Origin of the sequence: Nocardia sp. NPDC050412, from assembly GCF_044458825.1 — a bacterium.
Lineage (GTDB): Bacteria > Actinomycetota > Actinomycetes > Mycobacteriales > Mycobacteriaceae > Nocardia.
Window position 1 is genome coordinate 359,060 of the sequence record NZ_JBITIJ010000002.1, and the last position, 12,881, is coordinate 371,940.

A 12,881-nucleotide genomic window follows, 5' to 3' on the forward strand; every position below is an offset into this window, starting at 1 on the left:
CGCAAGTCAACAATTGGTGACTTATGCTGACTAGATGACCGAAACCGCAGCGCCGGGCCGTCGGCGCGACCGTGCCGCCACCCGATCCGCACTCTTGGATGCCGCCCGAATGCGGTTCGCCACGACCGGATTCGACCGCACCGGAGTCCGCGATATCGCCGGTGATGTGGGCGTCGATCCTGCACTGGTGTTCCGGTACTTCGGTTCCAAAGAAAAGCTCTATGCCGAGGCGATGCATATCGAGATTCCGAAAGGCGTTGCGGCCGACCAGCATCGACCCGTTGTCTCGATCGCGGATGCCCTTCTGCGTGATGTCGTGTTCGATGACTGGCCCGAATTCGGCGGTGAACATCCACTGGTCGCGGGGCTGCGATCGGCCGGTCATGACGTCGTGCGCGACCAGTTGCGCGCGCAACTCTGCGATGGTTATCTGCGCGAGATGGCCACGCGCCTGGGCGGTGCGGACGGTGACTTGCGTGCGGAACTGATCGGTGCGCTGCTGCTCGGGCTGGGGGTCATGCGCACGGTGGTCAACGCGCCGGCGGTATCCGAAGCGTCATTCGAGCAGACCAGGGTGCTGGTGGCCGGTATGGTGCGAGCGCTCAGCGGGGAACGTCCGCGGTGACGGAACGCGGGGTGGGGAAGGTGAGTGGTGCGAGGTGGACGCCGCCCTGGGCCCAGCCCGCGCTGGTGATCCACCAGCGGTCGTCGTCCCGCACGAGTTCGGCGGCGTGGGCAGCGATATGGCCGACCTTGTCGCCGATGCGGAACCGGAAGGGGTTGTCGCTGCGGAATACATCGGTGCCGACGTAGCGCGGGCGCGGACCGATGAACAGGTACCACCAGCCGCCGTGGTGCGCCACGAACGGTGATTCGGTATTGCCCGCTTCGGTGCCGACGGTGGGGTCGGTGTATGCGATATGGCGGTCGCCCCAGTGCAGGAGATCGCCGCTGGTGCGATAGGCGACGACGTGGTGTCCACCGCTCGGCGTACTGGTAGCGCAGTAGTACATGACCCATTTCTCGCCGATGCGCACGACCATCGGATCCCTGGCGTCGTAGCCGTCACCGAACAACGGTCCGGCTCGGCTGCGGGTCCAGCCGAACAGGTCGGTCGAGGTGGCGAGGTTGATGGTGGCGGCGGTGCGGTCGGGGCCGCCGCCCGCGTAGAACATGTAGTAGCGACCATCGACGCCGATGACATGCGGTGCCCAGAGATGGGTTTCGCCGTAATCCGGATCGACGGTCAGGGCTGGAGCTCGCTTGGTCCACGGTCCCTGGAGTTGGTGTGCGGTGGCGTGCGCGAATTCCGTTTCGTGGAACGGGTCTGCCGGTTCGGGATGGGTGATGCCGAACAGATGCCAGCGGCCGACTTCATCGCGGACGACGGTGTGGTCGTTGATGTACCAGGGGTGTGTTTCCTCGTCGCCGGGGTCGTAGATCCTCGTGAACGCGCCTGCTCTCACTACCTCGCGCGTCGTCATAAGGCTCATCATGACGTGCGCTGACCTCGTTGAGGTCAGGTCTGAGACATTGAGATGTCGCGGGTCAGGGGATTGGCGGCTGTTTCCGGGTCTTTTTCGGGGGATTCGGATGATGGTGTCGTCGGTGCTCCGAGTTGGCTCGGGAGCCGTGGACGCGGGTGTTGTGGCCGCGGCGGTAATCGGTTCGGCAGCGGTGGTCTGGGGCGTCGTGGCCCGCAGGCGCTGCGGACTCGGATGTCGTTGTCTGCTCGTGCGCTGTGGTCTGAAGCACTGGCGGCTCGGCCGCCGCGGACGTGGGTGTCGTTGTCGGCTTGGCAGCTCTGGTCCGGGTCGGCGATTCGGGTGATGTGGGCTCGGCCGTCGTTGGCTGGGGGAGCCGTCGACTCGTGTGTTGTGGGCGCGGGTGTCGTCGCCTCGGGCGTTGTGGACGGGTTGTCGTCGCGTCCGGTGTTGTTGGGTCGGGCGCCGTTGGTACGGTGCTGATGACTGAGGCGGCGCTGGTCAGGGCTTTTTTAGCTCGGCCGTCGTTGGTTCGGGAGTGGTCGACTCGGACGTTGTCGTCTCGTGCGTTGTGGACGGGGTTGCCGTCGCTTCCGGGGCTGTCGGCTCAGGTGCTGTTGGCTCGGCAGCTGCGGTCTGGGGGTTCGCTGGTCCAGGTGCCGTCGGCTCGGGTGTTGCGGTCTGGGGCGACTCGAGCTGGTCCGCAGTCGGGACAGGAGTAGTGGTCTGAGCTGCTGGGGACTGAGGAGCCGACGGCTGCGGAGCCAATGGTTGGGGCGTTGGCGGCTGAGACGCCGGTGATTGGGGTGCGGTCGGCTGCGACGTTTCCGTCGCGGGTGTTGTCGCCTGGGCCGCGGCAGCCCGCTGCTGGTTACGGCGCAGCACTGCCTGGCTGAAACTCGTACTGCTGAAATGCGTTCCGTAGACCCCGAGCGCGACCACTCCGGCCGCGATCACCGCGACGCCCGCGCTCCAGTCGATATGCCAGAAGGCCGCGACGACGCCGACGAGGGAGCTGAGCAGGGCGATGGCTTTGGCTGCCTCGTCGGTCATGCTCGGGCTGGGCGCTTGTTCGCCCGACTGCCATTCGTCGAGCATCAGCAGCACCGCGAGCAGTGGCAGCGAGATCGCGAAGGCGATCATGGAGATCCGACCGGATGTGCCCAGCGGCGAGGCCGTGAGGAAGCCCTGGAGGATGACGACGCCGATGGCGATCAGCCCGCCGTACATCAAGCTGTTCTGCTTGGCGTATTTCTTCTTCTCGGCGGGGGTGGCCAGCTTCGTGTAGTCGACATCGTCGTGCACGGTGGTGACCCTACTGGACTTTCGGCGGTAATTCCGGGTGAACAGTCGCCACCGCGGGGACTAGTCGACGAGCATCGCGCGCAGCTGCGCGAGTTCCGCACGGGATAGTCCGTTGGTGCGCAGCCATTCTGCCGCTCCGTCATGGGTAGTGTGCAATTCGTCGAGGAACCGGATGATCACATCCGGATCGACCGCGAGGATGCCGGTGCGGACCGGTGGCAGCCCGTGATACGACGGCAGCGCGTCCAGGCGTTCGCGGATGCGTTCCAGGCGTTCGCCGGTGAGCGCGTAATCGGCGGCGATGGCCTCCGCGGGGACACCCACCGCGTCCAGCACCATGGCCGCGAGGATGCCGGTGCGGTCTTTGCCAGCGGCGCAATGGAAGACGACCGAGTGCCGCGAGGCATCGCCGATCAGCCGGGCCGCCGTCACAATGGATTCGGTACTGCCGGTGAGGAGTTCGTGATATAACGCGACAAGGTCGTACTGTCTGCCGTCGGGAACCAGATCGGCGGGGGTCGCGACGACGTCGGTCGACTTGCGCACCGGGAGATTGACCATGCGCACCGTCGCGCTGCCGGTCAGTAGGCCATAACCCTCGCGTAGTACCTCATCGGGGTTGCGCAGATCGATCAGCGTGCGCACGCCGACTGGGCCGGTCAGCATGGCCAGATCGTCCTCGGTGAGATGCTGGGGGGTGCTGGAGCGGTAGACGACGCCGAATCGGGTTGTGCCGCCGCCGATCACGGGAAGTCCGCCGAGGTCGCGGACATTGTCGATCTCGGCGAACTCGACCCATCGCCGCTGGGCGCTATCGGTGAACATCGCGCTAGTGGGCCCTGCCCGCGGCGGCCTCGTCGGTGCGGCTCAGGCCGCACAGACCGATGAGGTCCTCGTGCAATTCGAACCACACGGTGTGATAGCTGTCGATGATCGGCCGAGCCACCCAGCTGTGGTCGCCGCCGTTCATCCGCTCGACGGCGCGGGCCAGGCGGTCGGTGTAGGGAGCCAGGCGCGGCGCGATGGCGCTGATGCGTTCGACAAGGGGTGTGACGCCGTGGTGCAGTGCGGTCAAGCGCGCCAAAACAGCTGCGTCATAGGTGTTGTCGGAATGATCGTTCACCGTGCTCGCGTCCTTCATTTGCCAGGCCGTGATGATTGCCTTCAGCTCGGCATTGAACTCGCAGAATTCATCGTAGGCCGCGGCGAGGTCGCTACGGTCGAGATCGGCGCGCTCGTGTTCGAGGAGTTGGGCGAGTTGTTCGCGGCCCTGCGGGGTCAGGCGAACGCCGACAGGTGTGCGGGCGCACAGCCCGCGTGTCACGAAATCGGCAGTGCGCGAGCCGGCTTCGGTCTCGGAGATTGTGAGGCTTGCGGCGATGGTGTCCGGCTCAACTCGCCCCTTGATGCCGATCAGGCGCAGGACAGCGAGTTCGGAGACCTTGTTGCCGTTGGTATCTTGGGTCATCGGCAAACGAGCCGAATCGGAATCCGTTGCCGCTGAACGATCGTCGTTCCGTTTCGACAGGAACACGGGCAGCTGGGCCGAATCGACCTGTGCCCATTGTGCGAGTCGCTCGATATCCTCGATTACCGAGGCTTCCACTGCCTTGCCGCTCACTTGGCCCGGCCACACGGTGCCCGCCCCACCATCGACGGTGACGATGCGACCGACCAGTGCCTCGACAACCCCAGCCCCGCAGCCGACTACGCACGGACGGCCCAGCTCCCGGCTGACCAGCGCGGCATGCGAGGTGGCACCGCCGAGTTCGGTGACGATGGCCTGCGCCGCGATCATCCCGTGCAGATCGTCCGGGCTGGTGGTCGGACGTGCCAGGATCACGTGCTCGCCTGCGGCCGAACGGGTTTCGGCTTCGTCGGGATCGGTGACGACGATGCCGGAGGCGAGTCCGGGACATGCGGATTCACCCTGGGCCAGCGGGCTCAGTCCGGTGTCATCGCCCGATGCGGGCCGCAGGACGGTGCGCACCTGGTCGGCATCGACCCGGCGCAGTGCCTCATCCGCATCGATGAGTCCCTCATCGGCCATGGCGACGGCGGCGCGAACCGCCGCGCGCGCAGAGCGTTTCGCCGGTCGCGACTGCAATAGCCACAGGCGGCCGGATTCGACGGTGAACTCGATATCCTGGATATCGCGACCGTCGCGCTCGAGCAGTTCGGCGGCGGCGAGCAATTGGCGGTGTACCTGCGGCAGCGTCACCGCGAGTTCGTCGAGTGGACGCGGGGTGGTGCGTCCGGAGACGACATCCTCGCCCTGTCCGCCGACCAACCATTCGCCGAAGACCGCACGCGCACCGGTATTCGGATTCCGGCTGAACAGCACGCCGGTCCCCGAGAGCGCGTCGAGGTTTCCGAAGACCATGGCCTGCACCGTGACCGCCGTACCGAGCGCATCGGAAACACCCCGGGTACGCCGATAGGTCTTGGCCCGCGCGGAATCCCACGAACGGAATACCGCGGTGACCGCGCCACGCAACTGCTCCCAGGGATCCTCCGGCACCACGCCATTCGGGTCACCGAGCACGATCTCCCGATACTGGGTGACGAACCGCCGCCGAGTATCACTGGCGTATCCCGGATTTCGCGTCTCGGCGGTCAATGCTCGCTCGACCGAGTCGTTCATGCCCAGATTCAGCACGGTATCCATCATCCCCGGCATACTCACCGCGGCCCCGGACCGCACCGACACCAGCAACGGATGCTCGGCGGCCCCGAACCGCCGCCCCGTGCCGCGCTCCAATGCGGCGATACCGTCTCGCACTCCGGCCCAGAGCTGCGCGCCGAGCATCCCACCGTTGGCCCCGAATTCCGCCCAGGCCTCGGTTGTCAGCACGAATGCGGGCGGGACCGGCAACCCCAACCCTCGCATGTGATCAACGCTCCACGCTTTGCCCCCGATCCGCTCCCGCGAAAGTCCGCACGCCCCATCGAGTGCCACAACGACCGAACCATCGGCGCCGGCCCTGCCGAAGGCGCCCTCCGGTCGCCGCACCGGCTCCACTCCGATCGTCATAACACTCCTTCGGTCATCGACAGCCACCGCGCAACCAAGCGCATGACAAGGGCAGATCACCGGGCCGCTGGCACAGCCCGAACGCCCTGGCAAATGGCGCAACCCCGCAGTGCGCACACCGCGGGAAGCCCGATTTCAGCCTGCCGCCCAGCCCCGGCTCGGTGTACTGGCCGTCTCGGTCAGCAGGATGTAGCTAGGGCACCACGACAACTTTTCCGGTGGCTTGGTTGTTTTGCATGTGGTGGTGTGCCGCGACGATGTCGTCCAGGCCGAAGACGCGGTCGATGTTTGGCCGATAGACGCCCGCCTCGACCTGGCCGATGACGCGTCGCAACACGGTCGTGCCCGCGCGCCCCTTGAAGTTGTCGCTGTGGAAAGCCGTGAGCTTGGTGCCAGAGGGGATCATCGCTATCGGTTCGAAGTTCTGGATCAGCCAGCCGCTGAGAGAGCCTGATACACACACTGTCCCGCCGCGACGGACCAGGCGCAACGAGTCCACCGCCGTGCTTGTCCCGACAAGATCCAGGACATAGTCCGGGCCCTCGGGCCAAACCGCGTGCACGCTCGCCCTCAGCGATTCACCGGTGTCGAGGAGTACGTGGTCGACGCCGGCCGTGGTCAATGCGTCGCTCTTGCCTTGTCGCCGAGTCGTGGCCGCGGTCTCGACGCCGTAGCCGGATGCGATCGACGCGGCGGCCATCCCTACCGACGAGGTCCCGCCGCGGATCAGCAGCTGTCCCGTGCTACCCGGCACTATGCCCAACGCGTCCAGCGAGCCCTGTGCGGTCAAGTAGGTTTCGGGTAGCGCGGCCAACACATCCCACGGCAACGTGCTCGTGACCGGCATGAGCAGCGAGTTCGGCAACAACGCGTACTCCGCGTAGCCGCCGTCGAACTCCCGGCCCATCTCACCCATCACCGCGGCAACCTGCGTCCCCTCCGGCAGTAGGGGATCGGTCGAGGCTGCCACGATTCCCACACATTCGATCCCGAGCACACGCGGGAACCGCACGTTCGGGGAATGCCCTTGACGGGTCCGCAGCTCCGATCGGTTCAAGCCCGCGCCCTTGACCTGCACCAGGCTCCAGCCATCCCGAACCGCTGGCACCGGTAGCTCACGAATCTCCAGTACTTCCGGGCCACCGGCTCGGACACAGACCGCCGCTCGCATTTTCCGACGGCGTGAGTTCGTGGTGCTGGCTGAGTGAAGATCATCGCGCATGCCTTCACTCTGGCCGGTAGGCCGTATGGCTGGCTACCGGTAGAATGCCAACATATGCCCGTAGGCCGCCAAATTCCCTCGCCCGGTCGGACGTCGCGTCTGTGGCCCTCTGGAGGAGTTCATCTCTGGTCGTCGGGGGGAACGAGCACGGTGCATTCCCATCCACGTGGACACCTGGTGTACGCCGCGCGCGGCGTTCTGTCAGTGCACACCGAACGTGGCACATCGATCGTTCCGGCCAATCGAATCGCATGGACCCCCGCCGGGTTCACGCACTACCACCGCGCGCACAGCGATACCGATATGCGGATCCTGTTCCTCCCGGCGTCCCTGGCCCGGCTCGCGCCAGAGCAACCTGCCGTTTTCATGGTCTCCGATCTCGCCCGCGAAATCCTGCTGACCCTCACGGGCCCACGCGAATTCGATCGCGCCGCGCTTGCTCGGCTTCGCCGAGTACTCGTCGACGAACTCCGCGAAGCACACGAGCAGCCACTGCAACTGCCAGAACCACGCGACGATCGGTTGCGCGCCATTGCGCAAATGCTGTACCAGCGGCCCGCGGACAACAGCTCACTCGCCGAACTCGGACAGCAGATCGGAGCCAGCGCACGCACTCTCAGCCGACTGTTCCACAACGAACTCGGCATGACCTTCTATCAATGGCGCACACAACTACGCATCTATCACGCACTTGTCCTGCTTGCCGACGGTCACGATACGACCCACGTCGCGTACGCCTGCGGATGGGCGAACCCCAGCAGCTTCATCGCCGCCTTCACCAACATCATCGGCACCACCCCGGGCCGCTACCGAACCAGTCGCGCTGCCCCTTGATCTGAGCGGCACGTCCTTTGGGGCGCAGCACAATCTTGATTTGGTCAGTGTCGCTGACTATAATAGTCAGCGACACTGACTGAATTGTATCGGAGGCCGATATGGACCGGGATGCGCAGTGGCGGGTCATCGAGCAGCAACGACGTGCCGTCGCCGACGTGCTCGACGACCTCGCGCCGAATGAGTGGGAGCTGCCGTCGCTGTGTGCGGGCTGGCGGGTTCGGGATGTGGCCGCGCATATCGCGTTGGCGCCGCAGCCGCCCGGCCCGGTCGGTATGGTTCGTGAAGGGCTGCGGGCGCGGGGGCGGTTCCATCGGCTGAATCACGATGTGTCCGTTCGCTACGCTGAGGCGGGGCATGATCTTGTAGCCGAAATCCGAGCGCATGCCGCATCGCGAAAGTTGCCGGCGGTCACCAATTATCGCAATATCCTCTACGGCATCATGGTGCACGGGCAGGACATCGCGATCCCGACGTGCAGGCAGGTCGACCTCCCGATCGAAGCCGCGGTGACGGCGGCCACTCGGGTGTGGACGATGGGGTGGCCGTTCTGGGCGAAGCACCGGCTCGAGGGATTCCGGCTCGTCGCGACCGACGCCGACTGGGCGGTCGGCGCCGGTGACGAGGTACGTGGCCGCATCGCCGACCTGCTGTTGCTGACGACGGGTCGCTCGGTTGTCATGCCGCTCTTGTCCGGTGCCGGTGTCGGCAAGCTCTGGATGCGGTTGTCGTATCGAAATCTGGTCCGCGGGGGCATGGTCACGTCGAGGGGCCGCGGCCGGGTGTCATGCGACGCTGCGCCGCAGATAGTCGGCGGTGATGGAGCGCTGATCGTCGAGTAGCGCCGAAGGTGTTCCGGTGAAGACGATTTCGCCGCCGTGCTTGCCGCCGTCCGGTCCGAGATCGATCACCCAGTCGGCCCGTTTGACGACCTCGAGATCGTGTTCGATGACGATGACCGTATTGCCCGCGTCGACCAGCCGGTCCAGCAGGGCGATCAGGGCCTCGACATCGGCCATGTGCAGTCCGGTGGTCGGCTCGTCGAGTACGTAGATGCCGCCGCTGCGATGCAGGTGGTCGGCGAGTTTGATGCGTTGACGTTCACCGCCGGAGAGTGAACTCAGCGAGCGACCGAGCGTCAGATAGCCGAGACCGACCTCGTTCAGCGCTCGCAGCGGAGTGCGAATCTTGCTGCCCGCATTGCCATTCCAGAAGTCGATGGCCTGCTCCGTGGTCATATCCAACACGTCGGCAATGGATGCACCGCGCACGGTATAGCCCAGCACTTCGCGACGATAGCGGCGTCCGTGACAGCTCTGGCACACCGTGGTGATCGGGTCCATATAGGCGAGATCGGTGAAAATGACGCCCGCACCACCACATTCGGCGCATGCGCCCGCGGAATTGAAGCTGAACAGTCCCGGCTTGACGCCGTGCTCCTTTGCGAACACCTGCCGCATCGGGTCCATGATGCCGGTGTAAGTGGCGGGGCTCGAGCGTCGGGAGGCGGCGATGGCGGACTGGTCCACCGCGATCGCTTGCGGGTAAGCATGCGCGAATGCACCAGATACCAACGTGCTCTTGCCCGAACCCGCCACACCCGTGACCGCGGTGAGCACGCCGACGGGGAACCGTGCGGTGAGATTCTTCAGGTTGTACGAATCCGCGCCGGTGACCGTGAGCCAGCCGGTCGGAGTGCGGCTCACGCTTTTGACTTGTTGCACCCGCCGTAGCCGCTCACCGGTCGAGGTGCCCGACGTGCGCAACTTTTCGACGGTGCCCTGGAAGATGACCTGACCACCGTGTCCGCCCGCGCCGGGCCCCATATCCACGATGTGGTCCGCGACGGCGATGACATCGGGGGAATGTTCGACCACCAGCACTGTATTTCCCTTGTCGCGCAACTGGATCAGCAACTTGTTCAAACGGCTGATATCGCGCGGATGCATGCCGACGCTGGGTTCGTCGAAAATATAGGTCATGCCGGTGAGGCTGGAGCCGAGATGCCGAACGACCTTGAGACGCTGTGCTTCTCCGCCGGAAAGCGTGGATGTCTCGCGATCCAGCGAGAGATAGCCGAGCCCCACCTCCTCGATCCGGCGCAACCGGGCAATGGCCGCATCGGCGATCAAGGCGGCGGCGGTCTCATTGAGCTCGCCGAGCACTTCGATGAGATCGGACACCTCCATGCGGCCGAAGTCGGCGATGCCGAATCCATTGATCCGGCTCGCCAGCGCGGCGGAATTCAACCGTGCGCCACCGCATTCCGGACAGGTCTGCGCGTGTACCACTTCCATCGCCGCCGCGCGGATCTTGTCGCTCAGCGCACCGAGGTCGCGTTTGATGTAGAGCCGGTCGAAGCGCTCCAACAGTCCCTCATAGGCATTGCTGCCCATCGAACCGGTCTTGTTCGGGCGCGGCACCCGGAATCCCTTGCCGCGCAGGAACAACTGCCAGTCATCCGGGGCGAAGTCACGTAACGGCTTGTCCGGATCGAAGAGTCCGGACTCGGCGTAGATCTGCCACTGAAATGTCCCCACCGCGAACGGCGGAAAGTTGATGGCACCCTCGTTGAGTGATTTGGCGGTGTCGAGCAACTTGTCCAGATCCGGCCGCACTACTCGGCCCAGCCCGCCGCACTCCGGACACATGCCCAACGGGTCGTTGAACGAATAGCGGGTCGCTTCACCGGCACTCGGCTCGCTGTACCGCGAGAACAGCACCCGAATTATGGAGTGGATATCGGTCATGGTGCCGACGGTGGAGCGGGAATTTCCGCCGATGGGCTTCTGGTCGACCACCACCGCGGGGGCCAGATTGTCGATCACATCGGCCTCGGGCCGCTCGTATTTGGGCAGTCGATTGCGGATGAACCAGGTGAAGGTCTCATTGAGCTGACGCTGCGATTCGACGGCCACGGTGCCGAAGACCACCGACGATTTGCCCGATCCGGATACGCCGGTGAAGACGACGATCTTGCCTTTGGGGATGGCCACGGAGATATTGCGCAGGTTGTTGGCGCGGGCCCCGATGATCTGGATGGTGTCTCGGTCTGCGTTCACAATCGCCACGGTAGGTGCCAATGAGGTCAGGTTTGGTCCTCATTGCGGCGGATACTTCGAGGCTGTGACCGAAACCGCCGCCCGCCTGCTGCAACTGCTCGCCCTGTTGCAGACCCGCCGCGAATGGACCGGCCCCGAGCTGGCCGAACGCCTCGGCGTGACGGTCCGGACGGTGCGCCGCGATATCGAGCGGCTGCGGGAACTGGAATATCCGGTGTATGCCAGCCTCGGTTCGATCGGCGGCTACCGCCTGGAGGCCGGGACCGCACTGCCGCCGTTGCTGCTCGACGACGAAGAGGCCGTCGCGATCACGCTCGGACTGCGCAATGCGGCGCTGGGCGCGGTCGAGGGTATCGACGAGTCATCGGCGCGGGCGCTGGTCAAGCTGCAACAGGTGCTGCCCGCCCGACTGCGCCGCCGAGTCGAGGCGGTACGGTCGGCAACGGTGTCGCTAGCAGGCCCCGCCGCTGGACCGATGGTCGACCCGGAAACCCTTGTCGTCCTGGCCGCCGCCTGCCGTGACCGCGAACGCACCCGCTTCCGCTACCGCGATAAAGGCGACACCGAGACTCGCCGACTGACCGAACCGCACAGCCTTGTCTCCGCGGGCCGCCGCTGGTATCTGGTCGCTTGGGATATCGACCGCACCGACTGGCGCACCTTTCGCGTAGACCGCATCGATTCTCCGCGACCGATCGGAACACGTAGTGCCCCAAGGCAATTGCCCACCGAAGACGCTGCTGCGTTCGTCACCCGGTCGCTGGCCCGATCCCGCCCGCTGCGCCGAGTCGTGTTCCTCGTCCACGCCCCGGCCCCGCAGCTGATCGAAACCTTTCGGGTCCGCCCCGAGGAAATCGAGCCCATCGACGAGAAATCCTGTCTGCTCCGCACCACCGCCGATTCACTGGAATGGACCGCCGTGCGCATCGCCCACCTGGGCCTGGAATTCGAGGTCAGAGAACCGCCGGAGATGGCGGAAATGCTGGCCGATCTCGGCGCGAAACTACTGCGCGCCGCCGGAGCGGATTCATCCGAATGCGGAAAATGATGCCGAATGCGATCAGCGACATAGTGTGGGAACCGCGGGTTCACCATCGACAAGTGCCGCCCGATCTACACCTCATTTCGCATCTGGGCGGTGATGATGCGCTGGTAACCCGAACCGAAGATCCTTGGCAACAAATCGATTACGCGGGCATCGGCGCCGATGAGGATCTTGGCCTTATCCTTTCGGATACCGCGCAGGATGGTCTTCGCCGCGGATTCGGGTGTCGTCTTGGCCAGTCTGTCGAAGTTGGCGGCCAAGGCGTCGCGGTCGCGGTCGCCGCCCGTGCGGGCCTTCCAGGCGATTTCGGTTTTGATCATGCCGGGATGGACACTGCTGACCCCGACCGGGTGGCCCGCTATCTTCATCTCCTGACGCAGCGCGTCGGTGAAGCCACGGATGCCGAATTTGGTCGCATTGTATGCGGCTTGGCTCGGGCAGGCGGCTAGGCCGAACATGCTGGAGACGTTGGCTATATGACCGTCACCCGAGGCGATCACCTGTGGCAGAAAAGCTTTCGTGCCGTACATGACGCCCCAGAAGTTGATATCGACGATCCACTCGAAGTCTTCCCAGGTCAGCTCCTCGATATTCGCGGTGAGGGAGACGCCCGCATTGTTGACCACGAGATTGGCCGGGCCGAAGTCGGATCGGACCTCATCGGCGTGGGCGTAGACGGCGCCGCGATCGGTGACGTCCAGTTTGTAGGCCCGTGCCTTGGCACCCGCTTTCTCGCACAACGCGGCGGTTTCGGTGACATTGGCAAGGTTTCGGCCGGACAATGCCAGCCGCGCGCCGTGGCCGGCGAGTTCGAGCGCGAGCGCGCGGCCGATGCCCGCGCCCGCGCCGGTAATGACGACGACCTTGTCCTCAAAGTTCTTCACAGCAGCTGTCC

General features: G+C 65.3%; 11 protein-coding genes. 4 read left to right on the forward strand and 7 right to left on the reverse strand.

Annotated features, from left to right (window positions below; translation table 11 throughout):
* Positions 1 to 34 precede the first annotated feature (34 nt).
* A complete protein-coding gene (locus tag ACIBI6_RS05715; RefSeq protein ID WP_364343437.1) occupies positions 35 to 625 on the forward strand; it encodes a TetR family transcriptional regulator in 591 nt (196 codons plus the stop codon).
* Here ACIBI6_RS05715 and ACIBI6_RS05720 read toward each other — a convergent pair.
* The 5 genes from ACIBI6_RS05720 to ACIBI6_RS05740 all read right to left on the reverse strand — a co-directional run bounded on the left by ACIBI6_RS05720 (position 603) and on the right by ACIBI6_RS05740 (position 7,045).
* Positions 603 to 1,484 (reverse strand): glycosyl hydrolase family 32, encoded by an 882-nt coding sequence (locus ACIBI6_RS05720; RefSeq protein ID WP_396955438.1) that lies wholly within the window; start codon positions 1,482 to 1,484, stop codon positions 603 to 605. The two genes, ACIBI6_RS05715 and ACIBI6_RS05720, sit on opposite strands and share 23 nt — an antisense overlap.
* A 501-nt stretch (positions 1,485 to 1,985) precedes the next feature.
* Positions 1,986 to 2,789 carry a hypothetical protein gene (locus ACIBI6_RS05725; RefSeq protein WP_396955439.1) on the reverse strand — a complete coding sequence of 268 codons (804 nt, stop codon included), beginning with the start codon at positions 2,787 to 2,789 and terminating at the stop codon, positions 1,986 to 1,988.
* Positions 2,790 to 2,849: 60 nt separating this feature from the next.
* Positions 2,850 to 3,614: a tyrosine-protein phosphatase gene (locus tag ACIBI6_RS05730; protein WP_396955440.1), complete on the reverse strand. Its 765-nt coding sequence runs from the start codon at positions 3,612 to 3,614 to the stop codon at positions 2,850 to 2,852.
* Positions 3,615 to 3,618: 4 nt separating this feature from the next.
* Positions 3,619 to 5,823 (reverse strand): pyruvate, phosphate dikinase, encoded by a 2,205-nt coding sequence (locus ACIBI6_RS05735; RefSeq protein ID WP_396955441.1) that lies wholly within the window; start codon positions 5,821 to 5,823, stop codon positions 3,619 to 3,621.
* Positions 5,824 to 6,016: 193 nt separating this feature from the next.
* Complete coding sequence (locus ACIBI6_RS05740) at positions 6,017 to 7,045, reverse strand: zinc-binding dehydrogenase (RefSeq protein WP_396955442.1); 1,029 nt, start codon at positions 7,043 to 7,045, stop codon at positions 6,017 to 6,019.
* A gap of 150 nt (positions 7,046 to 7,195) precedes the next feature.
* On the opposite strand from ACIBI6_RS05740, the gene ACIBI6_RS05745 reads away from it, so the two are divergent.
* Both ACIBI6_RS05745 and ACIBI6_RS05750 read left to right on the forward strand, forming a co-directional pair.
* Positions 7,196 to 7,879: an AraC family transcriptional regulator gene (locus ACIBI6_RS05745; protein WP_396955443.1), complete on the forward strand. Its 684-nt coding sequence runs from the start codon at positions 7,196 to 7,198 to the stop codon at positions 7,877 to 7,879.
* Between the two features lie 101 nt (positions 7,880 to 7,980).
* The gene (locus tag ACIBI6_RS05750; RefSeq protein ID WP_396955444.1) at positions 7,981 to 8,721 is read left to right on the forward strand and encodes a maleylpyruvate isomerase family mycothiol-dependent enzyme; all 741 of its coding nucleotides are present in this window, start codon (positions 7,981 to 7,983) and stop codon (positions 8,719 to 8,721) included.
* On the opposite strand, the gene ACIBI6_RS05755 is transcribed toward ACIBI6_RS05750, so the two are convergent.
* Entirely contained in the window at positions 8,665 to 10,941 is a 2,277-nt protein-coding gene (locus ACIBI6_RS05755) for an ATP-binding cassette domain-containing protein (RefSeq protein WP_396955445.1), read from the reverse strand. The two genes, ACIBI6_RS05750 and ACIBI6_RS05755, sit on opposite strands and share 57 nt — an antisense overlap.
* Before the next feature lie 64 nt (positions 10,942 to 11,005).
* Between ACIBI6_RS05755 and ACIBI6_RS05760 the strand changes: the two genes are divergently transcribed.
* A complete protein-coding gene (locus ACIBI6_RS05760) occupies positions 11,006 to 11,989 on the forward strand; it encodes a helix-turn-helix transcriptional regulator (protein WP_396955446.1) in 984 nt (327 codons plus the stop codon).
* Between the two features lie 65 nt (positions 11,990 to 12,054).
* Here ACIBI6_RS05760 and ACIBI6_RS05765 read toward each other — a convergent pair whose 3' ends face one another.
* Positions 12,055 to 12,870 carry an SDR family NAD(P)-dependent oxidoreductase gene (locus tag ACIBI6_RS05765; RefSeq protein WP_364343407.1) on the reverse strand — a complete coding sequence of 272 codons (816 nt, stop codon included), beginning with the start codon at positions 12,868 to 12,870 and terminating at the stop codon, positions 12,055 to 12,057.
* Between the last annotated feature and the right edge of the window lie 11 nt (positions 12,871 to 12,881).

What these genes read in the sequence shown, in the direction of transcription:
- ACIBI6_RS05715 (WP_364343437.1), top strand. Translation starts at nt 35, where the DNA reads ATGACCGAAACCGCAGCGCCGGGCCGTCGGCGCGACCGTGCCGCCACC.
- ACIBI6_RS05750 (WP_396955444.1), top strand. Translation starts at nt 7,981, where the DNA reads ATGGACCGGGATGCGCAGTGGCGGGTCATCGAGCAGCAACGACGTGCC.
- ACIBI6_RS05730 (WP_396955440.1), bottom strand. Translation starts at nt 3,614, where the DNA reads ATGTTCACCGATAGCGCCCAGCGGCGATGGGTCGAGTTCGCCGAGATC.
- ACIBI6_RS05720 (WP_396955438.1), bottom strand. Translation starts at nt 1,484, where the DNA reads ATGACGACGCGCGAGGTAGTGAGAGCAGGCGCGTTCACGAGGATCTAC.
- ACIBI6_RS05740 (WP_396955442.1), bottom strand. Translation starts at nt 7,045, where the DNA reads ATGCGCGATGATCTTCACTCAGCCAGCACCACGAACTCACGCCGTCGG.
- ACIBI6_RS05735 (WP_396955441.1), bottom strand. Translation starts at nt 5,823, where the DNA reads ATGACGATCGGAGTGGAGCCGGTGCGGCGACCGGAGGGCGCCTTCGGC.